Origin of the sequence: Isoptericola sp. NPDC056573, assembly GCF_042793335.1 — a bacterium.
Classification (GTDB): domain Bacteria; phylum Actinomycetota; class Actinomycetes; order Actinomycetales; family Cellulomonadaceae; genus Isoptericola.
Genome location: NZ_JBHTUY010000001.1, coordinates 119,217 through 143,673, shown reverse-complemented (window position 1 = coordinate 143,673; position 24,457 = coordinate 119,217). Strand labels below are relative to the sequence as shown.

Sequence of the window (24,457 nt, the reverse complement as noted above, 5' to 3'; positions counted from 1 at the left end):
GGTCCAGCCCCTGGATCGCCACCCCTCGGAAGGAGCCGCATGACCGACGGCCCGCTCATCGTGCAGAGCGACAAGTCCATCCTGCTGGAGGTGGACCACCCGCGCGCGGACGACGCGCGCCGCGCCATCGCGCCGTTCGCGGAGCTGGAGCGCGCGCCGGAGCACGTGCACACCTACCGGCTCACCAGCCTGGGGCTGTGGAACGCGCGCGCCGCGGGCCACGACGCGGAGCAGGTCGTCAACACGCTCATCGAGTACTCCCGGTACCCGGTGCCGCACGCGCTGCTCATCGACGTCGCGGAGACGATGGGGAGGTACGGACGGCTGACGCTCGCGACGCATCCCACGCACGGTCTCGTGCTCGAGTCGACGGACCGGGCCGTGCTCGCCGAGGTGCTCAAGTCGAAGCGCACCGCCGGCCTGGTGGGCGACCACGTCGACGAGCAGACCGTCGTCGTGCACCCGTCCGAGCGCGGCCATCTGAAGCAGGTCCTGGTGAAGCTCGGCTGGCCCGCCGAGGACCTCGCCGGGTACGTCGACGGCGAGAAGCACGAGATCGCGCTGGCCTCCCCCACGCACCCCCGCACCCCGCACGAGCAGCCGAAGACGTGGGAGATGCGCCCCTACCAGGCGCAGGCCGTGGACGGCTTCTGGCACGGCGGCTCCGGCGTCGTCGTGCTGCCCTGCGGCGCCGGCAAGACGATCGTCGGCGCGGGCGCGATGGCGAAGTCCGGCACCACCACGCTCATCCTCGTGACCAACACCGTCAGCGCCCGCCAGTGGCGCGACGAGCTGGTGCGCCGCACCACGCTGACCGAGGACGAGATCGGCGAGTACTCGGGCTCCCGCAAGGAGATCAAGCCCGTCACGATCGCCACGTACCAGGTGCTCACCACCAAGCGGAAGGGCGTGTACAGCCACCTCGAGCTGCTCGACGCCCGCGACTGGGGCCTCATCCTCTACGACGAGGTGCACCTGCTGCCCGCGCCGATCTTCCGCATGACGGCGGACCTGCAGGCGCGCCGGCGCCTCGGCCTCACCGCCACGCTGGTGCGCGAGGACGGGCGCGAGGACGAGGTGTTCAGCCTCATCGGCCCCAAGCGCTACGACGCCCCGTGGAAGGACATCGAGGCGCAGGGCTACATCGCGCCCGCCGACTGCGTCGAGGTGCGCCTCACGCTGCCCGAGCACGAGCGGATGGTGTACGCGACGGCCGAGCCGGAGGACAAGTACCGCCTGGCCGCGTGCGCGCCGGGCAAGAACCGCGTCGTCGAGCGGATCGTCGCGCAGCACCCGGACGACCAGGTGCTCGTCATCGGCCAGTACCTCGACCAGCTGGAGGAGCTCAGCCAGCACCTCGACGCGCCGCTCATCACGGGCGCGACGACGGTCCGCGAGCGCCAGAAGCTGTTCGCCGCCTTCCGGGAGGGCGAGATCAGCCGCCTCGTGGTGTCGAAGGTCGCGAACTTCTCCATCGACCTGCCGGAGGCGTCCGTGGCGATCCAGGTGTCCGGGTCGTTCGGGTCGCGCCAGGAGGAGGCGCAGCGGCTGGGGCGCGTCATGCGGCCCAAGGCCGACGGCCGGACGGCGCACTTCTACGCCGTCGTCGCCCGCGACACCGTGGACCAGGACTTCGCCGCCCACCGGCAGCGGTTCCTCGCCGAGCAGGGCTACGCGTACCGCATCGTCGACGCGGAGGACCTCGAGGCCCCCGACGCCGCGCGGTAGTCCGGGACGACGACGGCGTGCGGGCATCCACCCGCCGTCGCACGGTGGCCGCATGACCCGTTTCGGCTACACCCTGATGACCGAGCAGGCCGGCCCGAAGCGCCTCGTCGAGTACGCGGTGCGCGGCGAGCGGGCCGGCTTCGACTTCGAGGTCATGAGCGACCACTACTTCCCGTGGTTGGACGCGCAGGGCCACTCCCCGTACGCGTGGAGCGTGCTCGGGGCCGTGGCGCACGCGACCGAGCGCGTGGGGCTCATGACGTACGTGACCTGCCCGACGCTGCGCTACCACCCGGCCGTCGTGGCGCAGAAGGCGGCGACGGTCGGGCTGCTCTCCGACGGCCGGTTCACCCTCGGCCTCGGCGCCGGCGAGAACCTCAACGAGCACGTCGTCGGCGCCGGCTGGCCCGCCGTCGACGAGCGGCACGAGCTGCTGGCGGAGGCCGTCGAGATCATCTCCGTGCTCTTCAGCGGCGACCTCGTCAGCTACCGCGGTGACCACTTCCAGGTGGACTCGGCGCGACTGTGGGACCTGCCGGACGAGCCGGTCGACATCGGCGTGGCCGTCTCGGGCCGGCAGTCGGTCGAGCACTTCGCGCCGCTCGCCGACCACCTCGTGGCGACCGAGCCGAAGGCTGGCCTGGTCGAGCGGTGGGACGCCGTCCGTGAGGACGCGGCGCTGCCGCCGTCGCGGAAGATCGGCCAGATGCCGATCTCGTGGGACCCGGACCGGGACGCGGCGATCGCCCGCGCGCACGAGCAGTTCCGCTGGTTCGGCCTCGGCTGGCCGGTGAACGCCAACCTGCCCACCACCGAGGCCTTCGACCGCGCCACCGCGTTCGTCCGCCCCGAGGACGTCGCGGACTCGATCCCGTGCGGCCCGGACCTGGACGCGGTCGTCGAGGCCGCCTCCGCCTACTGGGAGGCGGGGTTCACGGACCTGGCGCTCGTGCAGATCGGGGACGAGCGCCAGGGCCAGTTCCTCGACGAGGCGGCCGGCCCGCTCCTGGAGCGGTTGCGGTCCGCCGCCCCGGGCGACGTCGAGGGCGGCGTCGAGGGTGGCGTCGAGCCCTGATGCCCGGCCCGGAGGGCGGGCCGGCGTCGGTGCCGCAATTGCGTCGGATGCCCGCGCGCGACACGATCGGGTCGTGAATCCCCGTGTCGCCCCCGCTGCGCCGCGCCGCGCCGCAGCGGCCGTCGGTGCGTGCGTGCTGGCCCTGGTGCTGGCGCTCGCCGGCGCCGCCGTCCTCGCGCTCAGCGCCTCCGCCGTCCCTCCCCTGACCCAGCTCGACAGCGAGATCACCGACCAGTCGGGGGTGCTCGACGACGGCGACGTGGCGCAGGTGCAGGCCTCGCTCGACCAGCTCGCGGACGACACGCCGTACCAGCTGTTCGTCGTCTACGTGGACTCGTTCGACGGCACCGACGGACGCGACTGGGCGAACCGCACCGCGACGGACGCGGGCCTCGGGGTGAACGACCTGCTGCTCGCCGTCGCCACCCAGGACCGCGCGTACGGGCTGTCGGTGGACACGAACAACGGCCTCTCGGACGCGCAGCTCGACCAGGTGGAGCAGGTCGCCGAGGACCACCTGCGCGACGACGACTGGGCCGGCGCGGCGATCGCCGCCGCGGACACGATCCGCACCGGCGGCACGACGTCCTCCGGCGGCGGCTGGGGCGTGGCGGCCGCGGTGGGCGGCGTCGCCGTGGCGGGCGGGGTCGGTGGCTGGCTCTGGGTCCGGTCGCGCCGCAGGAAGCAGGGCACCGCCGCCCCGGCCGGTCCGGGCGACCTGTCCGCCGTGCCGACCGAGGAGCTCGAGCGCCGCGTGGGCACCGCGCTCGTCGAGATCGACGACGCCCTGCGCACGTCGGAGCAGGAGCTGGGCTTCGCCCAGGCGGAGTTCGGGCTGGAGGCCACCCAGGACTTCTCCGCGGCTCTGGAGGTCGCGAAGGCCGACGTCGGGCAAGCCTTCCATCTGCGCCAGGAGCTCGACGACGACGTTCCGGACAGCGAGCCGCGCCGCCGCCAGCTGCTCGCCGGCATCCTCGAGCTGACCGAGCACGCCGGGGCGTCGCTCGATGCGCAGACCGACGCGTTCGACGAGCTGCGCGCCCTCCAGCAGCGGGCCCCCGAGCTGCTGGACGAGACGGAGCAGCGCGCCGGCGAGATCGAGGCCCGCGTCCCGGTGGCGCGCGAGACGCTCGACGGGCTCGCGGCGTCGTACCCGGCCTCCGCGCTCGCCTCCGTCCGCGGCAACCCCGACCAGGCGACCGCCCTCGTGGCGCACGCCCGCGAGGCCGTCGCCTCGGGCCGCACCGCCCTCACCGGCCGCACCCGCGCCGCCTCGGTCGCCCACCTCCGGGCGGCGCAGAACGCGCTCGGTCAGGCCGCGACGCTGCTCGACGCCGTCGACCAGGCGGGCGCGCAGCTCGCCACGGCCGGCGCCGACCTGGACAAGGGTCTCGCGTCGATCGGCCAGGACGTGGCCGACGCCGCCCGCCTCGTGCCCGCCGGCGGTGCGGGCGACGGCCAGGCGGACCGGGCGGCCGTGGCCGCCGCGCTCGCCGAGGCCGAGTCCGCGATGACCCAGGCGCGCGAGGCCCGGTCCGGGGGCGACCCGCTCGCCGCGCTGCACCGGCTCACCGCGGCCGAGGCCGCCCTGGACACCGCGCTCGCCCCGGCGCGCGAGAAGGCGGAGGCGGACGCCCGCGCCCGCGCCCTGCTGCGCGACACGCTCGGCCGCGTGGACTCGCAGGTGCGCGCCACGCAGGACTACGTCGCGACGCGGCGCGGTGCCGTCGGCCCCGAGGCCCGGACCCGCCTGGCCGAGGCGGCGCGGCTCGTCGCCGAGGCCCAGGCGCTCCAGTCGCAGGACCCGACGGCGGCCCTCGAGCGCGCCCAGCAGGCCGAGCGGTACGCCCAGCAGGCGACGCAGCTCGCGGAGCAGGACACCTCGTCGTGGGGCGCGAACCAGGGCGGGCAGGGCGGGCCGAACGTCGGCGGCATGGTGCTGGGCGGGATCCTGCTCGACTCCGTGCTGCGCGGGTCCGGCGGCGGCATCAGCGGCGGGTTCGGCGGCGGCTACGGGGGCGGCCGACGCCGGGGCGGCTATGGCGGTGGTTTCGGCGGTGGCCGCGGTGGCGGCGGGTTCGGCGGCGGCCGGAGCAGCGGCGGCGGCCGCGGCGGGAGGTCGCGCGGCGGCCGCTTCTGACCCCGTCGTACGGGCCGGAACCGGTCCGGGGCGGCGCACGTTCTGGCAGGCACACGACGACGGCACACCATCTCAGCAGGGCGACGGAAGGAAGCACGACCATGACGCAGAAGCAGAGCATCCTCGGGCGCATCAGCCAGCTCGCGAAGGCGAACATCAACGCGCTGCTCGACCGCGCCGAGGACCCGCAGAAGATGCTGGACCAGCTGGTCCGCGACTACACGAACAACATCGCGGAGGCCGAGCAGGCCATCGCCCAGACCATCGGCAACCTGCGCCTCGCCGAGCAGGACTACAACGAGGACGTCCAGGCGGCGAGCGAGTGGGGCACCAAGGCCCTCGCCGCGTCGCGCAAGGCCGACGAGTACCGGTCCGCCGGCAACACGGCCGACGCCGACAAGTTCGACAGCCTCGCCAAGGTGGCGCTGCGCAAGCAGCTCGACGCCGAGTCCGAGGTCAAGACGGCGCAGCCGATGATCGAGCAGCAGCGCGTCACGGTCGAGAAGCTCAAGACCGGCCTGGCCGCGATGAAGGACAAGCTGGGCGAGCTCAAGTCCCGGCGCGACCAGCTCGTCGCCCGCCAGAAGGCGGCGCAGGCGCAGCAGACCGTGCAGGGCGCGATCAGCTCCATCAACGTGCTCGACCCGACCAGCGAGCTGGCCCGCTACGAGGAGACCGTGCGCCGCGAGGAGGCCATGGCGATGGGCCAGGCCGAGGTCGCGGCGGCGTCCCTCGACTCCCAGTTCGCCGAGCTGGAGGCGTCCGACAAGGACATCGAGCTCGAGGCCCGGCTCGCCGCCCTCAAGGCGGGCAACGCGCCGGCGCCGCAGATCTCCCCGTCCGACCCGGCCTGACCCGCGAGGTAGCACGAGACCCCGCGAGGTAGTGCGCGGCCCGGCGAGGTAGTTCCCCTGCCTCGCCGGGCCGCGCACCGTCCCGGCAGCCGACACGGATACCCTGAGAGGCATGTCTCCCGCCTTCACCGCCCCGGCCCCCGCGAGCGCGCCCGCCCCCGAGCAGGCCACGGGCCGCCGCACCTACCTCCTGGTGGACGGCGAGAACATCGACGCCACGCTGGGCATGAACGTGCTGAACCGGCGGCCGAACCCGGAGGAGCGCCCCCGCTGGGACCGCATCTCGACGTTCGCGCAGAAGCTGTGGGACCAGGACGTCGTGCCGCTGTTCTTCCTCAACGCCAGCAGCGGGCAGATGCCGATGGCGTTCGTGCAGGCGCTGCTCGCGATGGGCTACAAGCCGATCCCGCTGGCCTCGTCCGGCACGGAGAAGGTCGTCGACGTCGGTATCCAGCGCACGCTGGAGGCCCTGGCGGACCGCGACGGCGACGTCCTGCTCGCCAGCCACGACGGCGACTTCCTGCCGCAGATCGAGGCCCTGCTCGGCGACGAGCGGCGGGTGGGCCTGCTGGCGTTCCGCGAGTTCGTCAACGGGCAGTTCTCGCAGCTCTCCGAGCGCGGGCTCCAGATGTTCGACCTCGAGGGCGACGCCGACGCGTTCACCGCCCCGCTGCCGCGCGTCCGGATCATCCCGCTCGACGAGTTCGACCCGCTGCGCTACCTCTGACAGCCCGCCGGTGCGTCACGTGTCGGCGGTGAGCAGCTCCCGGTACACCGGGGTGACGTAGCCGGGCGTGAAGGTGCTGCCGCCCAGCGCCTCGTGGAGCCGGGTGGCCTCGGCGGCGACGGCTGCCTCGCCGTCGGTCCCGATGTCCTCGAGCAGCCGCCAGACCAGCTCGCCGTCCGGCCGCACGATCCACGCCCCGACGATCCGGCCCTGCCACCAGACCGTGGCGCCCGCGTTGCCGGCGCTGTCGAAGAGCTGCGGGCGATGCGGACCCAGGTACCAGTCGCGGGCGGTCCAGCCCATCGTGGTGGGGTCGAGGGTGGGCAGCAGCGCGGCGTGACCGCCGACGACGTCGTCCAGGGCGGGATCCAGGTCGGCGTCCAGGTCGGTGGCGCGCAGCACGACCCCGTCGGCGACGACGGTGTCCCCACCGGGCGGGCCGACCTCCAGCTCGACCTCGCGCACGTCGAGGGCGGCGACGGCCCGGCGCGCCTGCCCGAGGTTCCAGCCGGTCCACCACCGGAGGTCCGCCACCGTGGCGGGGCCGAACGCCTCGAGCCACGCGCGGGCGAGCTCGACGCGGGCCGCCTCCTCGTCCATCGCGGGGATCCCGTCGGGGAACCAGTCGGTCATCGGCGACCACACGTGCCGCGGCGACGACCACGCCCCGCGGGGCTCGCCCCGCACGACGGAGCCCTCCGCGGAGAGCACCGACAGCAGCGGCGACGTCATGGTGCGGCGCACGTCCCACGCCTTGTCCGTGGTGGGCAGGAACGCGGTGCGCAGCAGCGGCGCGGCCCGCGAGAGCTCCGCGCCGTCGAGCGGCCCGGCGGCGAGCGCGGCGTGCACCTGCGCCTCCGCGGCCGCGACCAGCGCCTCGGGGTCCTCGACGGCCGGGTCGGTGGGCAGCGTCGCGAGCTCCTTGAGCAGCCGCGTCCGCAGCCGCGCCGCGACCGGGGCCGACGCCGCCGCGTGCACGACCGGTACCAGGTCGCGCGGCACGACGAACATCGTGCGCCGCATACCCAGGACTTTGACGAGGCTGCGCCGCTCGAAGAGCGCGTCGCGCACGTCATCGAGCCCGAGCCCCGGCACCCGCGCGAGCACCGCGAGGTGCACGCTCGGCGCGTCCGTCGCGTGCAGGGCGACCAGCCTCCGCGTGACCTCCTCCGGCGTCCTCGCCGCCGGCGACCCCGGCAGGTCCGCGCCGAGCGCGAGCTGTCGCACGACCAGGCGCCGCCGGCGCTGCTCCCCCGTGATCCGCACCCCGCCATCATGGGCGCGGCCACCCACACGCGCGCCCGCCCGGCGCACCAGCGCCGTCCGAGCCCCTTCCCAGGCAACGCTCAGACCCCGGTCGCACACTGAGGTCATGAGCGCACCCGAGGCACGTCTCGTCGTCGTGGACGACGAGCCCAACATCCGCGAGCTGCTGTCCACGTCCCTGCGTTTCGCCGGGTTCGAGGTCCACGCCGCCGGTGACGGGAACGGGGCGCTGCAGCTCGTCCGCGACGTCGAGCCCGACCTCGTCGTGCTCGACGTGATGCTGCCCGACATGGACGGCTTCACCGTGACCCGCCGCATGCGCTCCACCGGCCGGCACACCCCCGTGCTGTTCCTCACCGCCCGCGACGACACGCAGGACAAGGTGCAGGGGCTCACCGTCGGCGGGGACGACTACGTCACCAAGCCGTTCAGCCTGGAGGAGGTCGTGGCCCGCATCCGCGCGGTGCTGCGCCGCACGCACGCGGGCGAGCCCGAGGACGACGCCGTCCTGCGCGTCGGCGACCTCGAGCTCGACGAGGACTCGCACGAGGTGCGCCGCGCCGGCGTCGAGATCGACCTGTCCCCCACCGAGTTCAAGCTGCTGCGCTACCTCATGCTCAACGCCGGCCGCGTGCTGTCCAAGGCGCAGATCCTCGACCACGTGTGGCAGTACGACTGGGGCGGCGACGCGAACATCGTCGAGTCCTACATCTCCTACCTGCGCCGCAAGATCGACAACCTCTCCGTCACCGGCCCCGACGGCGACGACGTCACGCTGCCGCCGCTCATCCACACCAAGCGCGGCGTCGGCTACCTCTTGCGGGCGCCCCAGGCGCCGCGATGAGCACGCCCACGCCCGGCGCCCCGGTCACGGCCCCGGGGACGACGGCGGACGGCCGGGCCCTGCCTGCTGACCCGCGGTCGGGCCCGACGCCGCCCCTCCCGGAGCCCGCACCCCGGTCCGCTCCGCGGTCCGCGCCGTGGACGTGGCTCGAGCGGCTCCCCCTGCGCACCCGGCTGGTCACGATCACCGTCCTGGTGCTGGCGGCCGGGCTGATCCTGGCCGCCGTGGTGACCCGCACCGTCGTCTCCGGCTACCTCGTGGCCCAGACGGACCAGCAGCTCACGCAGTCCGCCAAGGGCGTGGCGAACATGACGCTCAACTCCTCCGGCGACCTGGCGCAGCGCGCGCCGAGCGAGTACGTCGTCATCCTGCGCGACGCCGACGGCGCCACCTCGGAGCCCACCGTGTGGCCCGCGACTCAGGACAAGTACGGCATCCCCGACATCCCGGACGAGCCGGTCTCGGCCGTCGTCGACCGTGGCCTCGAACCCTTCACCGTCGCCTCGGTCGGCGGCACCGAGCCCGGCGACTGGCGGGTCGTCGCCCTGCCGTACGGCTCGTCCGGCACCATCCAGGGCGCCGTCTACGTCGGCCTGCCCCTGGCGGAGGTCCAGCACACGGTCGCCTACCTCACGCGCTCGCTGCTGTTCTCGGCGCTCGGCATCGTCATCCTCGGCGGCGCGATCTCGTTCCTGCTGGTGCACCGGTCGCTGCGGCCGCTGCGCCAGATCGAGACGACGGCGGCGGAGATCGCCGCGGGCGACCTGTCGCAGCGCGTGCCCGAGCGCCCGACGTCGACCGAGGTGGGCTCGCTGTCCGCGTCCCTGAACACGATGCTGGCGCAGATCGAGCAGGCGTTCTCCGCGCAGGAGGAGTCGGAGCGCCGCATGCGCCGGTTCGTCTCCGACGCGAGCCACGAGCTGCGCACACCGCTGGCCACCGTGAAGGGCTACGGCGAGCTGTACCGGCTGGGCGCGCTGGACACCCCGGACAAGGTGGACGACACCATGGGGCGCATCGAGGACTCGGCGCGCCGCATGAGCACGCTGGTCAACGACCTGCTGGTGCTCGCCCGCCTGGACGAGGGCCGGCCGATGCGCAAGGACCCGGTGGACCTCGCCGCGATGGCCCGCGACGCGGCCCAGGACCTGCACGCCCTGGACCCGACGCGCGAGGTCACGGTGACCGGGCTCGCGCCGGGCTCCCCCGCGCCGTCCGGCCTCGTCGTGACCGGCGACGCCGACCGTCTGCGCCAGGTGCTGACCAACCTCGTGGGGAACGTGGCGAGGCACACACCGGCCGGCTCGCCGGCCGAGCTGGCAGCGGGCCGGGCGCCCGACGGCGGTGCCGTCGTCGAGGTGCGCGACCACGGCCCCGGCATCACGCCGGAGCAGTCGAAGCGCGTGTTCGAGCGGTTCTACCGTGCGGACTCGTCGCGGAACCGGGAGTCCGGCGGCTCCGGCCTGGGGATGGCGATCGTCGCGGCGATCGTCGGCGCGCACCAGGGCCACGTGTCGGTGAGCGAGACGCCCGGCGGCGGGATGACCGTGCGGGTTCTTCTCCCGTCGGCGGACGGCTACGATGGCGCGTCGTCCTCCTCCGCCTGACCGGAAGGCTGACCAGAAGGCGTGGCCAGCACCCTCACCGCGGTGCGATGTCGCCCCGCGGTCGTAGTCTGACGAGGAGGAGGACAGTCCGAGTCCGACGACCGAAGGTCTGATTGCGATGGGCGTCATGAGCGCCGACGCGCCCCAGTGGTTCCTCTCCGCGTTCGTCCGCACCTGTCACGGTGCGGGCGCGACCGCCGACGACGCGGAGATCCGTTCCGTCGGGGAGGACCTCATCGACCGGTGGTCCGCCCCGGAGCGCCACTTCCACAACCTGCGCCACCTGGCCGACGTCCTGCACCGCGTGGACGAGCTGTCCCAGGAGACGCACGAGCCCGACCTGGTGCGCCTCGCGGCCTGGTACCACGGCGCGGTGTTCGACGCGACGCGCAAGGTCGCCCAGGCGAACCAGGGCGGCGAGCAGACCACGGTGAGCGCGAACCTCGCGCGCACGCAGCTCACGGAGCTCGGCCTGCCGGAGACGGCGGTGGAGCGCACGGCGCGGCTGGTCGACTCGATCGACCGCCACAAGCCGCTGCCCGACGACGTCGACTCCGCCGTGCTCAACGACGCCGACCTCGCCATGCTCGCGGCCGAGCCGCAGCGCTACAAGGACTACATGGCCAACGTGCGGGCGGAGTACTCGCACATCCCGCTGACCGACTATCTCGACGCCCGCGTGCGCGTCCTGACCAAGCTGCTGCAGCGCCCGTCGCTGTACTTCAGCCCGATGGGCGCGGCATGGGAGGAGGCGGCGCGGCAGAACCTCGACGGCGAGCTGCACCGGCTGCTCAAGGAGCGCCGCCTGCTCGAGGAGAAGCCGGCCTCCTGACCCCGGCAGGGCTCGGTTCTCCACAACCTGTGGACGACGGCGTCCGCGGGTGGTGCGCGCTCCGTAACGTCGTCGTCGGCAACCCCGCAGGGGGCAACGGCGACGAAGGAGGACACGTGCGGTACGAGGTCGACAGCGAACGGGTCGCGCAGGCGAGCGCGGCGGTGAACGGTTCCGTGGCGGCGATCCGCTCCGAGGTGGGGGCGATGATGCGGCACCTGCAGGACCTGCAGTCCGGCTGGCACGGCGGCGCCGCGACCCAGTTCGCGGGCGTCATGGGCCAGTGGCAGGCCACGCAGACCCAGGTCGAGGCGGCGCTCGACGCCGTGACGGCGGCCCTGTCGTCGGCGTCGCGCACCTACGCGGACGCGGAGGCCCAGGCCACGCGGCTCTTCGCGGCCCGCTGACCCGGGCGGTCGAGGGCGTCCCGCGCCGCGCGGGACGCCCTCAGCCGCGTGCGGGCGTCACGGCGCGCTCCCCGCACGCTGGGCCGCGAGCGACCACACCTGCTCCAGGGGCGCGAACCCCTCCGCGCCGTCGGCGTCGCGGAACACCTCGACCCAGCGGCCGATCGACGCCTGCCACGCCAGGTTGGCCGGGTCGTCGTCGAGCGCGGCGATCGCGGCGTCGAAGTCGTTGCAGTCGACGACGTGGAACAGCCGCTCGCCGGAGCGCCAGATCGTCCACCCGCGGATGCCCACCCGGGAGAAGGCGGCGTCGAGGTCATCGGGGACGACGGCGTGCTCGACTCGGTACCCGTCGACGGCGCCGGGCTTGAGGACCGAGTGCAGGGCAACGATCATGCGTGGATCCTCAAGGTGGCGCCGCGGCGCTGTCAACCGTCGCGCCAGGCGCCCGCACGCACGACGGGCCCCCACCCCGGAGGGTGAGGGCCCGTCGTCGAACCGTCAGGCTCTGGCAGGACTCCGGATCAGAAGTCCATGCCGCCCATGCCACCGTCACCGGCGGGCGCGGCCGAGGCCGGCTCCGGCTTGTCGGCCACGACGGCCTCGGTGGTGAGGAACAGCGCGGCGATCGACGCGGCGTTCTGCAGCGCGGAGCGCGTGACCTTGACCGGGTCGTTGACGCCCGCGGCGAGCAGGTCCTCGTACACGCCGGTCGCGGCGTTGAGGCCGTGACCCGAGGTGAGGTTGCGGACCTTCTCCGCCACGACGCCGCCCTCGAGGCCGGCGTTGACGGCGATCTGCTTGAGCGGGGCGTCGATCGCGGCACGCACGATCTGCGCACCGGTCGCCTCGTCGCCCTCGAGCTCCAGCTTCGGGAACGCGGCGGCACCGGCCTGGATCAGCGCGACGCCACCACCGGCGACGATGCCCTCCTCGACCGCGGCCTTGGCGTTGCGGACGGCGTCCTCGATGCGGTGCTTGCGCTCCTTGAGCTCCACCTCGGTGGCCGCACCGGCCTTGATGACGGCCACGCCGCCGGCCAGCTTGGCGAGGCGCTCCTGGAGCTTCTCGCGGTCGTAGTCCGAGTCCGACTTCTCGATCTCGGAGCGGATCTGGTTGACGCGGCCCGAGATGAGCTCGGCGTCGCCCGCACCCTCGACGATCGTGGTCTCGTCCTTGGTCACGACGACCTTGCGCGCCTGGCCCAGCAGGTCGAGGGTCGCGTTCTCCAGCTTGAGGCCCACCGTCTCGGTGATGACCTGGCCGCCGGTGAGGATCGCGATGTCCTGCAGCATGGCCTTGCGGCGGTCGCCGAAGCCCGGGGCCTTGACGGCGACGGACTTGAAGGTGCCGCGGATCTTGTTCAGCACGAGGGTGGCCAGGGCCTCGCCCTCGACGTCCTCGGCGATGATGAGCAGGGAGCGACCGGCCTTCATGACCTGGTCGAGCACCGGCAGCATGTCCTTGACGTTCGAGATCTTCGACTCGACGATCAGGACGTACGGGTCCTCGAGGACGGCCTCCTGGCGCTCCGGGTCCGTCTCGAAGTAGCGGGCGAGGAAGCCCTTGTCGAAGCGCATGCCCTCGGTGAGCTCGAGCTCGAGGCCGAACGTGTTCGACTCCTCGACCGTGATCACGCCCTCCTTGCCCACCTTGTCGAGGGCCTCGGCGATGAGCTCGCCGATGGAGGCGTCGCCGGCCGAGATGGCGGCCGTGGCGGCGATCTGGTCCTTGGTCTCGATCTCGACCGCGGCGTTGAGCAGCTGCTCGGTGACGGCCTCGACGGCCTTCTCGATGCCGCGCTTGACGGCGATCGGGTTGGCGCCGGCGGCGACGACGCGCAGGCCCTCGCGCACGAGCGCCTGGGCGAGCACGGTGGCGGTGGTGGTGCCGTCACCCGCGACGTCGTCCGTCTTCTTGGCGACCTCCTTGACGAGCTCCGCGCCGATCTTCTCGTACGGGTCGTCGAGCTCGATCTCCTTGGCGATGGAGACACCGTCGTTGGTGATCGTGGGGGCGCCCCACTTCTTGTCCAGGACGACGTTGCGACCCTTGGGGCCGAGCGTGACCTTCACGGTGTCGGCGAGCTGGTTGAGCCCGCGCTCCATGCTCCGACGAGCTTCCTCGTCGAACGCGATGATCTTGGCCATGGGGACTGATCCTCCGCTGGTGGCTGAGATGGCCGGCCGGCGCCCGCGACGGACGACCCACCCCGCGGCGTTCAGGTCACGCACGCGCGGAGGGTCTCACCGAACGACCCGAATGCTTCACCCGCGGCCCAGGAGAACGCCGCCCCGGGGGACGGCTGTCACTCACAGGCCGAGAGTGCTAAGCCATTATTGGCACTCTCGGGTGGCGAGTGCAAGACGTTCGCCGAGGGCGTGCAACGCCCGGGGACGACGAAGGCCGGCGCCCCCGACGCGTCGCTGCGTCCTGGGGTGCCGGCCTCTCGCGGTCGACGGTGTGGTCGACAGCGGGTCGACGGCGCGGTCAGAGCGGGCGGACCTGCTCGGCCTGCGGGCCCTTCTGACCCTGGCCGACCTCGAACTCGACGCCCTGGCCCTCGTCCAGGGTGCGGTACCCGTCGGTCTGGATGGCGCTGTAGTGGACGAACAGGTCCTGCCCGCCCGCGGTCGGGGTGATGAACCCGTACCCCTTCTCCGCGTTGAACCACTTGACGGTGCCCTGGGCCATGTACCTCTCCTCGTGCTCCTCGGCCGCGGGGCAGGCACCCCACGGTGAACGGGAGCCTAGTAGCGGCGATCGCGGCAAGGGAAGCACCGATGTCCGGAATGTCGGCATCCGAGATGCCGGCGCTCCGGAGGTGCGGCGTCGGTCAGCCGACGGGCGACCTGAGGACCACCCAGACGGCCTGCTCGCTGGCCGTGACGTCGTCGGACTCCTGCACGTTCGCCGGGTCGACGCCGAGCGCCTCCGCGACGGCGCTGGCGGTGTCCGCGCGGTCCGCGCCGTACAGGACGGTGGTGTCCTCGTAGGCACCCTTCAGCGTGTCCGGCGCGTCCGTGGCAGCGACGTCGACGAACCCGCCGTCGCTCGTGAGGACGCCCTGGCCGGCCGCGGCCTGCCCCTGGCCCGCACCGTCGTTGTAGACGACGACCGACGCCTCGAGGTTCGCGGCCGACGGGTCACCGGGCAGCTCGGTCGCCGCGTCGGAGGCGTCGTCGCCGGGCTCCTCGTCGGCCGGGTCCTCGCTCGCCTCGCCGTCGGCCGGCGGCTCCTCGCCCTCGGCGTCGGCGGACGCGGAGGCCTCGGGCTCGGCGCCCGCGGACTGCTCGGCCGCGGGGGGCGTGGCCGGCTCGCCGTCGTCGGACAGGAAGGAGACGATGCCGACCGCGAGGCCGCCGCACACGACGACGATCAGCAGGAACGGCCACACCGAGCTCCACCCGCTGCGCGGCTCACGATGCACACCGACCGGCGTGCCCTCGGGCCCGCGGACGTCGAACTCGTCGGGCGGGTAGGGGTAATGGCTCTTGCTCACGGCGGACAGGGTAGCCGTTCCAGGTGTCCGCCCGTCCAGGCCGCTCTCAGCGAGGCCTTGGCCTGCCGGTCCGACCAGGTCACGGCCGCGCCGTCGGTCCGACCCTCGGCCCGTCCGTCAGCCCCGTCCGTCAGCCCTGGCCGTCGGAGAGGCGCCGCGCCGACCGGGCGCGCTGGCGCGTGGAGCGCATCCGCCGCAGCCGCTTGACGAGCATCGGGTCGTGCGCGAGCGCCGCCGGCGAGTCGATGAGGGCGTTCAGCACCTGGTAGTAGCGCGTCGCGGACAGGCCGAACAGCTCGCGCACCGCCTGCTCCTTCGCCCCGGCGTACTTCCACCACTGCCGCTCGAAGGCGAGGATCTCGCGGTCGCGGTCGGAGAGGTCGCCCTCGGCCGACGTCGGCACCGTCGACGACTCGGTCGCCGTCGTGCCCGACGCCTCCGGGTCCGGCTGGACCTCCTGGACCAGGATCTCGCTCATGGCGCACCAGTATGGCGCGTCCGTGCGCCCGACCCGACGACGTCGCCCCGCGCGCCGCGATCCCGCGCCCTGTCGGCGTCCAGGAGTTGTCGGGGCGTGCGCGCGGGATACTCCGCGCTCGCCCTGACAACTCGTGGGGTGGGGTGCGCTAGCGTCGCGGCGTGGACACCTCGACGACGACCGGCACCGGCACGACGACGCAGGAGCGGCCGCCCCTCGACCAGGTGATGGCGCCGGACTGGGCCGCCGCGCTGGCCGGCGTCGAGCCGCAGATCCACGCGATGGGCGACTTCCTGCGCGCGGAGGTCGCCGCCGGCCGCACGTACCTGCCCGACGGCCCGCACATCTTCGCGGCGTTCTCCCGGCCCCTCGCGGACGTGCGCGTGCTCGTCGTCGGGCAGGACCCGTACCCCACGCCCGGTCACCCCATGGGACTGTCGTTCTCCGTGCAGCCGCAGGTGCGGCCGGTCCCCAGGTCGCTCGTGAACATCTACACCGAGCTCGCGGAGGACGTCGGCGTGCCGACGCCGTCGAACGGCGACCTGCGCCCCTGGGCCGACCAGGGCGTCATGCTGCTCAACCGCGTGCTCACCGTGCGGCCGGGCACCCCGGCGTCGCACCGCGGCAAGGGGTGGGAGCAGGTGACCGAGGCCGCGATCAAGGCGCTCGTGGCACGCGGCGGCCCGCTCGTCGCGATCCTGTGGGGCCGCGACGCCGCGTCGCTCAAGCCGTGGCTGGGCGACGTCCCGACCGTCGAGAGCGCGCACCCCAGCCCGCTGTCCGCGTACCGCGGGTTCTTCGGCTCCCGCCCGTTCTCGCGCGTCAACGCGCTGCTGGAGGCGCAGGGCGGGACGCCGGTGGACTGGCGCCTCGCCTGACGGCCGGCCGCACCGCGGGGACACGGCCCGACGTCGTCGCCCCGAGCGCGCACCGCCGCACGAGGAGCACAATGGCGGACGTGACCACGCAGGACTCCACCCCGACCCCTGACGGCACGACCCCCGCCCCCGCTCCCCCGTGGACGCGCTACGTCGCGATCGGCGACTCGTTCAGCGAGGGCCTGTGGGACCCGTACCCGTTCGACGACGGCACCCCGGCACCGGCGGGCACCGAGTCGCCGGCGAAGCAGCGCGGGTGGGCCGACCGGCTCGCCGACGCGCTGTCGACCCGCCGCACCGCCGTGGGCGCGCCCGGCCTGGAGTACGCGAACCTCGCGATCCGCGGCCGGCTGCTGCGTCACATCCTCGACGAGCAGGTCGACGTCGCGCTGGAGATGCAGCCCGACCTGGTGTCGTTCGTCGGCGGCGGCAACGACATCCTGCGTCCGCAGGCCGACATCGACGTGCTCTCCGCGCGGCTGGAGCAGGGCGTGGCGACGATCCGCGCGACGGGGGCCGACGTGCTGCTGGGCACGGGCTTCAAGGCGGGCGCGGGGCTGAGCTGGACCCGCGGCCGCGTGGGCCAGTACAACGCGAACATCTGGACCATCGCGCGCAAGCACGGCGCGCACGTGCTGGACCTGTGGGGTCTCGACCCGCTGTTCGACCTGCGCATGTGGGCCGACGACCGCATCCACCTCACGCCCGAGGGGCACCGCCGAGTCGCCGACGCCGCGCTCGTCGGCCTCGGCCAGGAGCCCGACGACGCCGACTACGCCGTCGCGCTCGACCCGCTGCCGCCGCAGGCGTTCGTCGAGCGCGCCCGCGCCAACGCGCAGTGGGCGCGCACGCACGTCGTGCCCTGGGTGCAGCGGCGGATCAAGCACACGTCCAGCGGTGACGGCCGCGCGCCGAAGTGGGGCGAGCCCGCCGCCTGGCCCCCGGCGGACGACGCGCGATAACCCGCCGGTACGGCGACGGGGCGGACGGTGGCCTGGCCACGGTCCGCCCCGTCGTCGTGCGGGGAGCCGCCTGTCGGATTCGAACCGACGACCTTCCGTTTACAAGACGGGAGCTCTACCAGCTGAGCTAAGGCGGCGGGAGCGCGGCACAGCCTACCGGGGCGGGCAGGCCGTGCCGCACGTCTGTCAGCTGCCGGCGGCCGCGGTCACGGCCTCGCCGATGGCGCCCTGCGTGCCCCAGTTGTCGAAGCGCTCGCCGCCGACGAGGACGGTCGGCGTGCCGAACGACTTCGACTGCGGGTTCTGCAGCGCCTCGTCCGAGGTCGCGTCCTGCGTGGCCGAGTGGACGTACTGGCCGAAGGTCTCGCGGGCGGTGCCGTCCTCGATGGCGGTCGCGACGTCGGCGGGAGCCCCCGCCTCCTCGGCGTACGACCCGAGCTGCTCGTCCGAGAGGCCCTCGGTGTTCTCCGCCGGCTGGTTGGTGAACAGCGCCGCGTGGAACGCCGGGAACGCGTCGGGGGCCTTGTCGGCGACGTACGCCGCGGCGGACGCGGCGCGCGTCGAGTAGTCCGTGCCGGCGGACAGCCGGTCGAGGATCGACACGGGGTGGTAGACGACGGTCGCGTCGCCGGCCGCGACCATCTCGTCGATGTCGGCGGCGTTGGTCTGCTCGAACTGGCCGCACACGGGGCACATGTAGTCGAGGTACACGTCGACGACGGGGGCGTCGTCGTTGGTCGTGCCGGCCGCGTTGTCGGCGCCGACGGGGATGCCGCCGTTCTCCTGCGCCGTCGAGGGCATGGTCACCTCGGCCAGGGGCACGTCGTCGACGTTGTTCTTGGCACCCTGCTGAAGGATCATCCAGACCACGACGCCGAGGGCGACGAGCGCGACGCCGAGCACGGACAGGGTGATGATCCGGTTGCGACGGTCGCGCTGCTGCTCCTTCTCGCGCAGGGCGAGCGCCTCGGCGCGCGCCGCGTCGCGGCGCTGCGCCTTCGTCATGTTCGGGTTCTTCGTCGACATCGTGTCCTCGAGGATCTCGGGAGAGCGGGGCGGCGCGGCAGCGCCGGACGGGGCGAAGCCTACCCGCGGCACCTGGACGTTCGCCGGGAATGTCCTGCCGGGCCGTGCGACGACGAGCGCGAGTCGTCAGAGGATCTCGGGCGGCCCGCTGATGGGCCACCACTCGATCGTCGGGTCGGTGAGCACGGGTGCGACGAGGATCACCGTCAGCACCAGGCAGACGCCCACGAGGACGGCGGCGCCGACGCGCCCCGGGGCGATCTTGCCGAGGATGATGCGGCCGCCCTCTCGTGCCGTGCCGCCGGCCGGCCCGAACCACGTGGCCAGGAGCGCGACGACCATCACCCCCGCCAGGACACCGTTGAACACGATGTCCTCGTTCATCCCGCCCTGGGACCGTGCCTCCAGGTCCCCGCGGGGCAGCACGATGAGGTGCCCCGCGCCGAACAGCCACCAGCCCGCCAGCAGCGTCAGCAGGCCGGCGCACGCGCCGACCAGCACCGCGGGGATCGACCCGAGGACGCCCAGGAGCGCGTGCCACGGGAACAGCAGCGTGCCCACGAACCCGTCGGAGCGGCGCACTCCCTTGTGCTCGCGCCGCGTGTGCAGCCGGTCGCCGGACGTCGCGACGGCGCGGCACACGAGGACGAGCGCGACGAGGGCGCCGAAACCGATGAGCGGGCGGGTGGCCGCGAGCGCCACCAGCGGCAGCGCGACGGCGACGGCGGTCCCCGTGCGCCGCCGGTGCACGGGTCGCTCGTACGGGCCGGGGGGCTCGGGCGGCAGCTCCTCGACCAGCTGGTCGTAGCCCTTGTAGCGGACGTCGCCGACCGGGATGGCGCGGGTGCCGCCGTCCTGCGCCTGCAGCCGGTCGCGCTCCAGCGCGGTCATCGTCTGCGTGGGGTCCTCGGCGTCGGCCGGCGTGGTGGGCGCCGGCACGACGGTGGCCGACGTGGTGGGGCGGTCCGGCGCGACCGGCGGCGGGGGCGGGGGCGACCCCGGCCCGGTGCCGGGTGCGATCGGGACGGCGCCGGTCGGGGGGTACGACGCCGGGGCCGCGGCCGCCGCGACGACCTGCGTCGGCAGCCCCACCCGCTGGGTCTCCACGGACTGCGCGATGCGCTGCGTGGCGTCCGGCGCGGCCCAGGGGTCGGGCGCACCGCCCAGGGCGTCGTCGAGGTCCCGGCGCAGGGCACGCGCCACCTCGGTGGGGCCCCAGCGGAGCGCCGGGTCGGCCTGGAGCGCCCCCGCGAGCGCCCGCGCGGTGCGGGCCGGCAGCCCGTGCAGGTCGGGCCGACCCTCCCGCGAGCGCCGCAGCACCAGCTCGGTGGGCCGGACGCCGAACGGCGAGCGGCCGGTGGCGGCGAAGGAGAGCAGGGCGGCCCAGCTCCACCAGTCGGTCTCCGCGACGGGCGCGCCGCCGTCGAGCAGCTCGGGTGCGATGTAGCCGGGGGTGCCCATGACGAACCCCGCGGACGTGGTCCGGGTGTCGCCGGGGCCCTGCGCGATGCCGAAGTCGATCAGCACGGGCCCCTGCGCGGTGATCATCACGTTCGAGGGCTTGAGGTCGCGGTGCACCACGCCGGCGTCGTGCACGGCCTCGAGGGCGGCGGCGAGCTGGTCCGCGAGGGAGAACACGTCGGCGGCGTCGAGCGGGCCGCGCTCGTCCACCTCCTCCTCGAGGGTGACGCCGTCCACCAGCTCGGTCACGACGAACGCGTAGGGGCCCTCCAGCTCGGCGTCGAGCACCTGCGCGACGGCAGGGTGCCGCAGCCGCTGCAGGGCCGCGGCCTCGCGCCGCAGCCGCTCGCGCCCGGCGGGGTCGGCGTCGACGTGCGCGTGCAGCACCTTGAGCGCCACGCGACCGCCGCCGCCGTCGACCGCCTCGTAGACGGCGCCCATCGCGCCGCTCCCGAGCGGTCGCACCACGGTGTACCCGCCGACCTCCGAACCCTCGGCCAGGCCACCGTCACGGGTCCGGGAGACGCGCGGCGCGCGGTCCGACGACGTGCCGTCCTCCCCGCCGTCCGACGCCGGCCCCGGGCCCCTCGCGCCGCCGTCGCGGGCGGCCGACGGCGGACCGGGCACCGGGTTCCGCCCCGGGACCTGCATCGCGTCGACCTCACCCATGGGGCACACCGTATCCGTCCGGACCTCCCGAGGCGCGCCGTGCCGCGCGGGTCCGCAGCAGGTCACCGTCGGGTCTCGAACGGGTCGCGCGCAGGTCGTGGCGCGCCCGCGCGCCCCTCGACGGGAGTGCGCGAACGGGTGACGTCGCGCCGCGCCGGGGCGAGCCCGAGGCCGCGTCGGTACCCTGTCCGGGGAGGACGCTGTTCTTTCGAAGCCCTCCGGAGTCTTGAGAGATTCCTGGCAGAACCCGTGGAGAGAGGTCCCTTGGCAGGCAAAGGTTCGTCAAGCAGCCATCGTCGGAAGGGCGACGGGTACGACCTCGTCGTCGTCGCCAACCGGCTCCCCGTCGACTTCACGGTCGACGCCGACGGCGGGGTGGACTGGCACCGCTCCCCCGGCGGCCTCGTCACCGCCCTCGAGCCGGTGATGCGCGAGGCGGACGGCGCCTGGGTCGGCTGGTCCGGCGCCCCCGACCTCGAGCACGAGCCCTTCGAGGCCGACGGCATGCTCCTCGTGCCGGTCTCCCTCAGCCAGGGCGACATCGAGCGGTACTACGAGGGGTTCTCCAACGACACCCTCTGGCCGCTGTACCACGACGTCATCTCGCCCCCGACCTACCACCGGCAGTGGTGGGACGCCTACCGCCGCGTCAACCGCCGCTTCGCCGAGGCCGCGGCCGCGCAGGCGGCCCAGGGCGCCGTCGTCTGGGTGCACGACTACCAGCTCCAGCTCGTGCCGAAGATGCTCCGCGAGCTGCGGCCCGACCTGCGGATCGGGTTCTTCGACCACATCCCCTTCCCGGCGGTGGAGCTGTTCCAGCAGCTGCCGTGGCGCACGCAGATCGTCGAGGGCCTGCTGGGCGCGGACCTCATCGGCTTCCAGCGCGGGGGCGACGCGTCGAACTTCGTGCGCTCCGTGCGCCGGCTCACGAAGCACACCACCCGCGGGCCGATCATCACGGTCGCGGAGGAGGACGGCCGCCCCGCCCGGCACGTGCGCGCCGCGGCGTTCCCCATCTCGATCGACTCCCACCACTTCGACGCCCTGGCCCGCGAGCCGGAGGTGCAGGCCCGCGCGAAGGAGATCCGGGCCGACCTGGGCGACCCGAAGGTGATGATGCTGGGCGTCGACCGCCTCGACTACACCAAGGGCATCCGGCACCGCATCAAGGCGTACGGCGAGCTGCTGCAGGACGGCCGGCTCGACGTCGAGCACTGCACGCTGGTGCAGGTCGCGAGCCCGAGCCGCGAGAACGTCGGGGCCTACCAGGACCTGCGCGAGCACGTCGAGGGGCTCGTGGGCCGCATCAACGGCGAGTTCGGCGAGCTCGGGCACTCGGCGATCCACTACCTCCACCATTCCTACCCGCCCGACGAGATGGCCGCCCTGTACCTGGCGGCCGACGTCATGCTCGTCACGTCCCTGCGCGACGGCATGAACCTCGTGGCCAAGGAGTACATCGCGGCGCGCTCGGACGAGCAGGGGGTGCTGGTGCTGAGCGAGTTCACCGGCGCCGCAGACGAGCTCGCCCCCGGGCCGCTGCTGGTCAACCCGCACGACATCGACGGGATGAAGGACACCATCGTCGCGGCGGCGCACATGCCCCCGCGCGAGCAGCGGCGCCGGATGCGCCGGCTGCGCCGCAAGGTGATGGCGGACGACGTCGCGAAGTGGTCCGAGACGTTCCTCGGCGTGCTCACCGCCATGCCGGCCCGGTCGAGCCGCGGGTGAACGGGCGACAGATGACCGGGCCCGTGCCGGGCGGGACCGAGGCGGCCGAGGCCGCGGTGCTGGCGTTCGCCCGCCGGCCGGGGTCGACGCCGCGGGTCGCGCGGCTCGTCGCGCTCGACTTCGACGGGACGCTCGCGCCGCTGGTCGACGACCCCTCCGCATCGACGATGACGCCGGCCGCGCGCTCGGCCGTGGACCGGCTCGCCGCGCTCGCGGCGCGGCCGGTGCCGACCGGGGGCGACGAGCTGCGGCTCGCCCTCGTCTCGGGCCGCAACCTCACGGACCTCGCCGCCCGGTCGGGCGTCCCCGCCGGCACGTACCTGGTGGGGAGCCACGGCGCGGAGACCGGCCGGGTCGCCGCGCACGGCGTCGACGCCGTGCCGCTGCGCCTCACCGACGCGCAGGCGGACAGCCTGGAACGGCTGCGCGAGGGGCTGCAGGACGCGGTCGACGGCCGGCGGGGCGCGTGGGTGCAGGACAAGCCCAGCGCCGCCGTCCTGCACACCCGGCTCTGCGACGCCGACGACGCGCGCGCCGCGGCCGCCGACGCCGACGCGGTGGCGGCACGCCTCGGCCTGCACGCGATGCACGGCAAGGACGTCGTCGAGATCGCCGTCGTCCCCACGTCCAAGGGGATCGCCGTCGAACGGCTGCGCCAGGAGCTGGAGGAGGGCGACGAACGCCTCCGGGGGCTCGTCCTCTACGCCGGCGACGACACCACCGACGAGGCCGCGTTCGAGGTGCTCGGGCCGGGCGACCTGGGCGTGAAGGTCGGCCCGGGGGCGACGCGGGCGAGCGAGCGCGTGGCGGACGCGGACGCGCTCGCGGCCCTCCTGGAGCGTCTCGCGGACGCGCTCGAGGCCTGACGGACAGCCCTTTCCGAACCCTCGCGAGCCCCTGACCTGGGCTGTGTCAGAACTCACGCCCGGGGCATGTACGATCATCCCGGCGCACCGATCCGAGGCCGGTCCGGCCGAGGCCCGGAGCGCACGACAACAGAATGTGTCACCGCCGACACGCCAGCGTGAAAGCAACGGCACCCACCCACAACGGATCGTCCGGCACGTACCTGCCGGTGGAGGGATTGCAACCATGGCAACGGTCACCTTCGACCACGCGACGCGCATCTACCCGGGCACGGAGCGCCCGGCCGTCGACCAGCTCAACCTGCACGTCGAGGACGGCGAGTTCCTCGTCCTGGTCGGCCCCTCGGGCTGCGGCAAGTCCACCTCGCTGCGCATGCTCGCCGGCCTGGAGGACGTCAACGGCGGCAGCATCCTCATCGGCGACCGCGACGTCACGGACGTCCAGCCGAAGGACCGCGACATCGCGATGGTGTTCCAGAACTACGCGCTGTACCCGCACATGTCGGTGGCGGACAACATGGGCTTCGCGCTGAAGATCGCCGGCACCCCCAAGGCCGAGATCCGCCAGCGCGTCGAGGAGGCCGCCAAGATCCTCGACCTCACCGAGTACCTCGACCGCAAGCCGAAGGCGCTCTCCGGTGGTCAGCGTCAGCGCGTCGCCATGGGCCGCGCGATCGTGCGCCAGCCGCAGGTGTTCCTCATGGACGAGCCGCTGTCGAACCTCGACGCCAAGCTCCGCGTCCAGACCCGCACGCAGATCGCGTCGCTGCAGCGCCGCCTCGGCGTCACGACCGTCTACGTGACGCACGACCAGACCGAGGCGCTCACCATGGGCGACCGCATCGCGGTGCTCAAGGGCGGGCTGCTGCAGCAGGTCGGCACGCCGCGCGAGATGTACGACACCCCGGCCAACGTCTTCGTCGCGGGCTTCATCGGCTCGCCGGCGATGAACATCGCCACCTTCAAGGTCGACGGGGGCGTGGCCCACGTGGGCGCCGCCCGCGTGCCGCTGGAGCGGTCGACCGTGGAGCAGCTCACCGACGCCGACGGCGGCAAGATCACCATCGGCTTCCGCCCCGAGGCGCTCGAGGTGGTCTCGGACGGCACCGAGAACGCGATGCCCGTGGCCGTCAACCTCGTCGAGGAGCTCGGCTCGGACGCCTTCGTCTACGGCACGCTCGTCGGCCCCGCCGCCGAGGAGGCCGAGGTCCGCTCGGGCGCCGGCGACAACCAGGTGATCGTGCGCATCGACCCGCGCAACGTCCCCATGAAGGGCGACACGATCCACGTGACGATCAAGCCGGGGCAGTCGCACCTCTTCTCGGCCGCGACGGGCAACCGCCTCAACTGAGTCGCCGCTGAGTCGGCAACGACTCACCGCACCGCCCGGGGGGCGGGTCCGGC

General features: G+C 73.8%; 22 protein-coding genes and 1 tRNA gene. 14 read left to right on the top strand and 9 right to left on the bottom strand.

The annotated features are described in order from the left end of the window. Positions 1–39 precede the first annotated feature (39 nt). From ACFQ8E_RS00695 to ACFQ8E_RS00675, 5 genes are all read left to right on the top strand, one after another. Positions 40–1,728 carry a DNA repair helicase XPB gene (locus ACFQ8E_RS00695; RefSeq protein WP_430548640.1) on the top strand — a complete coding sequence of 563 codons (1,689 nt, stop codon included), beginning with the start codon at positions 40–42 and terminating at the stop codon, positions 1,726–1,728. Between the two features lie 52 nt (positions 1,729–1,780). Next, positions 1,781–2,803 (top strand): TIGR03557 family F420-dependent LLM class oxidoreductase, encoded by a 1,023-nt coding sequence (locus ACFQ8E_RS00690; protein WP_430548639.1) that lies wholly within the window; start codon positions 1,781–1,783, stop codon positions 2,801–2,803. 73 nt (positions 2,804–2,876) lie between these two features. Beyond that, on the top strand, positions 2,877–4,943 hold the full coding sequence (locus tag ACFQ8E_RS00685; protein ID WP_430548638.1) for a TPM domain-containing protein: 2,067 nt from the start codon (positions 2,877–2,879) through the stop codon (positions 4,941–4,943). Positions 4,944–5,044: 101 nt separating this feature from the next. Continuing rightward, positions 5,045–5,797 (top strand): PspA/IM30 family protein, encoded by a 753-nt coding sequence (locus tag ACFQ8E_RS00680; RefSeq protein ID WP_430548637.1) that lies wholly within the window; start codon positions 5,045–5,047, stop codon positions 5,795–5,797. Positions 5,798–5,909: 112 nt separating this feature from the next. Continuing rightward, positions 5,910–6,524, top strand: a complete 615-nt coding sequence (locus ACFQ8E_RS00675; protein WP_430548636.1) for an NYN domain-containing protein — start codon at positions 5,910–5,912, stop codon at positions 6,522–6,524. A gap of 15 nt (positions 6,525–6,539) precedes the next feature. Here the strand turns inward: ACFQ8E_RS00675 and ACFQ8E_RS00670 are convergent, their stop codons facing one another. After that, positions 6,540–7,790 carry a winged helix DNA-binding domain-containing protein gene (locus tag ACFQ8E_RS00670; RefSeq protein WP_430548635.1) on the bottom strand — a complete coding sequence of 417 codons (1,251 nt, stop codon included), beginning with the start codon at positions 7,788–7,790 and terminating at the stop codon, positions 6,540–6,542. A 106-nt stretch (positions 7,791–7,896) separates the two neighbouring features. Between ACFQ8E_RS00670 and ACFQ8E_RS00665 the strand changes: the two genes are divergently transcribed. From ACFQ8E_RS00665 to ACFQ8E_RS00650, 4 genes are all read left to right on the top strand, one after another. After that, the gene (locus tag ACFQ8E_RS00665; protein WP_430548634.1) at positions 7,897–8,634 is read left to right on the top strand and encodes a response regulator transcription factor; all 738 of its coding nucleotides are present in this window, start codon (positions 7,897–7,899) and stop codon (positions 8,632–8,634) included. Next, positions 8,631–10,241 carry an ATP-binding protein gene (locus ACFQ8E_RS00660; protein WP_430548633.1) on the top strand — a complete coding sequence of 537 codons (1,611 nt, stop codon included), beginning with the start codon at positions 8,631–8,633 and terminating at the stop codon, positions 10,239–10,241. The genes ACFQ8E_RS00665 and ACFQ8E_RS00660 overlap by 4 nt, the downstream gene beginning before the upstream one ends. 127 nt (positions 10,242–10,368) lie before the next feature. Beyond that, on the top strand, positions 10,369–11,073 hold the full coding sequence (locus ACFQ8E_RS00655; RefSeq protein ID WP_430548632.1) for a hypothetical protein: 705 nt from the start codon (positions 10,369–10,371) through the stop codon (positions 11,071–11,073). Positions 11,074–11,189: 116 nt separating this feature from the next. Next, entirely contained in the window at positions 11,190–11,480 is a 291-nt protein-coding gene (locus ACFQ8E_RS00650; protein WP_430548631.1) for a WXG100 family type VII secretion target, read from the top strand. A 57-nt stretch (positions 11,481–11,537) separates the two neighbouring features. Here ACFQ8E_RS00650 and ACFQ8E_RS00645 read toward each other — a convergent pair whose 3' ends face one another. The 5 genes from ACFQ8E_RS00645 to ACFQ8E_RS00625 all read right to left on the bottom strand — a co-directional run bounded on the left by ACFQ8E_RS00645 (position 11,538) and on the right by ACFQ8E_RS00625 (position 15,460). Beyond that, positions 11,538–11,876, bottom strand: a complete 339-nt coding sequence (locus tag ACFQ8E_RS00645; protein ID WP_430548630.1) for an L-rhamnose mutarotase — start codon at positions 11,874–11,876, stop codon at positions 11,538–11,540. A gap of 128 nt (positions 11,877–12,004) precedes the next feature. Next, positions 12,005–13,630, bottom strand: a complete 1,626-nt coding sequence (groL, locus tag ACFQ8E_RS00640) for a chaperonin GroEL (protein ID WP_430548629.1) — start codon at positions 13,628–13,630, stop codon at positions 12,005–12,007. A 340-nt stretch (positions 13,631–13,970) separates the two neighbouring features. Beyond that, the gene (locus tag ACFQ8E_RS00635) at positions 13,971–14,174 is read right to left on the bottom strand and encodes a cold-shock protein (protein WP_416344544.1); all 204 of its coding nucleotides are present in this window, start codon (positions 14,172–14,174) and stop codon (positions 13,971–13,973) included. Positions 14,175–14,316: 142 nt separating this feature from the next. Then, entirely contained in the window at positions 14,317–14,982 is a 666-nt protein-coding gene (locus ACFQ8E_RS00630; RefSeq protein ID WP_430548628.1) for a LytR C-terminal domain-containing protein, read from the bottom strand. A gap of 130 nt (positions 14,983–15,112) precedes the next feature. Further along, entirely contained in the window at positions 15,113–15,460 is a 348-nt protein-coding gene (locus ACFQ8E_RS00625) for a DUF3263 domain-containing protein (RefSeq protein ID WP_430548627.1), read from the bottom strand. A gap of 227 nt (positions 15,461–15,687) precedes the next feature. On the opposite strand from ACFQ8E_RS00625, the gene ACFQ8E_RS00620 reads away from it, so the two are divergent. Together ACFQ8E_RS00620 and ACFQ8E_RS00615 are read left to right on the top strand one after the other, a co-directional pair. Next, positions 15,688–16,338 (top strand): uracil-DNA glycosylase, encoded by a 651-nt coding sequence (locus ACFQ8E_RS00620; protein WP_430549028.1) that lies wholly within the window; start codon positions 15,688–15,690, stop codon positions 16,336–16,338. Positions 16,339–16,409: 71 nt separating this feature from the next. After that, positions 16,410–17,300, top strand: coding sequence for an SGNH/GDSL hydrolase family protein (locus tag ACFQ8E_RS00615; RefSeq protein WP_430548626.1), 891 nt, complete (start codon positions 16,410–16,412; stop codon positions 17,298–17,300). Positions 17,301–17,364: 64 nt separating this feature from the next. Here the strand turns inward: ACFQ8E_RS00615 and ACFQ8E_RS00610 are convergent. From ACFQ8E_RS00610 to ACFQ8E_RS00600, 3 genes are all read right to left on the bottom strand, one after another. Next, positions 17,365–17,437, bottom strand: a tRNA-Thr gene (locus ACFQ8E_RS00610). Between the two features lie 49 nt (positions 17,438–17,486). Continuing rightward, positions 17,487–18,326, bottom strand: a complete 840-nt coding sequence (locus tag ACFQ8E_RS00605) for a DsbA family protein (RefSeq protein ID WP_430548625.1) — start codon at positions 18,324–18,326, stop codon at positions 17,487–17,489. A gap of 126 nt (positions 18,327–18,452) precedes the next feature. After that, complete coding sequence (locus ACFQ8E_RS00600; RefSeq protein WP_430548624.1) at positions 18,453–20,456, bottom strand: protein kinase; 2,004 nt, start codon at positions 20,454–20,456, stop codon at positions 18,453–18,455. A gap of 264 nt (positions 20,457–20,720) precedes the next feature. On the opposite strand from ACFQ8E_RS00600, the gene ACFQ8E_RS00595 reads away from it, so the two are divergent. The 3 genes from ACFQ8E_RS00595 (at position 20,721) to ACFQ8E_RS00585 (ending at position 24,404) form a co-directional block, all read left to right on the top strand. Next, a complete protein-coding gene (locus ACFQ8E_RS00595) occupies positions 20,721–22,187 on the top strand; it encodes a trehalose-6-phosphate synthase (RefSeq protein ID WP_430548623.1) in 1,467 nt (488 codons plus the stop codon). Between the two features lie 11 nt (positions 22,188–22,198). Beyond that, positions 22,199–23,053 (top strand): trehalose-phosphatase, encoded by an 855-nt coding sequence (gene otsB, locus ACFQ8E_RS00590; protein ID WP_430548622.1) that lies wholly within the window; start codon positions 22,199–22,201, stop codon positions 23,051–23,053. A gap of 226 nt (positions 23,054–23,279) precedes the next feature. Then, entirely contained in the window at positions 23,280–24,404 is a 1,125-nt protein-coding gene (locus ACFQ8E_RS00585) for an ABC transporter ATP-binding protein (RefSeq protein WP_430548621.1), read from the top strand. Positions 24,405–24,457 lie beyond the last annotated feature (53 nt).

Excerpts from the sequence above, each read along its gene's own strand:
- ACFQ8E_RS00665 (WP_430548634.1), top strand. The coding sequence starts at position 7,897 with ATGAGCGCACCCGAGGCACGTCTCGTCGTCGTGGACGACGAGCCCAAC.
- ACFQ8E_RS00655 (WP_430548632.1), top strand. The coding sequence starts at position 10,369 with ATGAGCGCCGACGCGCCCCAGTGGTTCCTCTCCGCGTTCGTCCGCACC.
- ACFQ8E_RS00620 (WP_430549028.1), top strand. The coding sequence starts at position 15,688 with ATGGCGCCGGACTGGGCCGCCGCGCTGGCCGGCGTCGAGCCGCAGATC.
- ACFQ8E_RS00675 (WP_430548636.1), top strand. The coding sequence starts at position 5,910 with ATGTCTCCCGCCTTCACCGCCCCGGCCCCCGCGAGCGCGCCCGCCCCC.
- ACFQ8E_RS00660 (WP_430548633.1), top strand. The coding sequence starts at position 8,631 with ATGAGCACGCCCACGCCCGGCGCCCCGGTCACGGCCCCGGGGACGACG.
- otsB (WP_430548622.1), top strand. The coding sequence starts at position 22,199 with ATGACCGGGCCCGTGCCGGGCGGGACCGAGGCGGCCGAGGCCGCGGTG.
- ACFQ8E_RS00680 (WP_430548637.1), top strand. The coding sequence starts at position 5,045 with ATGACGCAGAAGCAGAGCATCCTCGGGCGCATCAGCCAGCTCGCGAAG.
- ACFQ8E_RS00695 (WP_430548640.1), top strand. The coding sequence starts at position 40 with ATGACCGACGGCCCGCTCATCGTGCAGAGCGACAAGTCCATCCTGCTG.
- ACFQ8E_RS00690 (WP_430548639.1), top strand. The coding sequence starts at position 1,781 with ATGACCCGTTTCGGCTACACCCTGATGACCGAGCAGGCCGGCCCGAAG.
- ACFQ8E_RS00615 (WP_430548626.1), top strand. The coding sequence starts at position 16,410 with ATGGCGGACGTGACCACGCAGGACTCCACCCCGACCCCTGACGGCACG.
- ACFQ8E_RS00605 (WP_430548625.1), bottom strand. The coding sequence starts at position 18,326 with ATGTCGACGAAGAACCCGAACATGACGAAGGCGCAGCGCCGCGACGCG.
- ACFQ8E_RS00600 (WP_430548624.1), bottom strand. The coding sequence starts at position 20,456 with ATGGGTGAGGTCGACGCGATGCAGGTCCCGGGGCGGAACCCGGTGCCC.
- ACFQ8E_RS00635 (WP_416344544.1), bottom strand. The coding sequence starts at position 14,174 with ATGGCCCAGGGCACCGTCAAGTGGTTCAACGCGGAGAAGGGGTACGGG.
- ACFQ8E_RS00625 (WP_430548627.1), bottom strand. The coding sequence starts at position 15,460 with ATGAGCGAGATCCTGGTCCAGGAGGTCCAGCCGGACCCGGAGGCGTCG.
- ACFQ8E_RS00645 (WP_430548630.1), bottom strand. The coding sequence starts at position 11,876 with ATGATCGTTGCCCTGCACTCGGTCCTCAAGCCCGGCGCCGTCGACGGG.
- ACFQ8E_RS00585 (WP_430548621.1), top strand. The coding sequence starts at position 23,280 with ATGGCAACGGTCACCTTCGACCACGCGACGCGCATCTACCCGGGCACG.
- groL (WP_430548629.1), bottom strand. The coding sequence starts at position 13,630 with ATGGCCAAGATCATCGCGTTCGACGAGGAAGCTCGTCGGAGCATGGAG.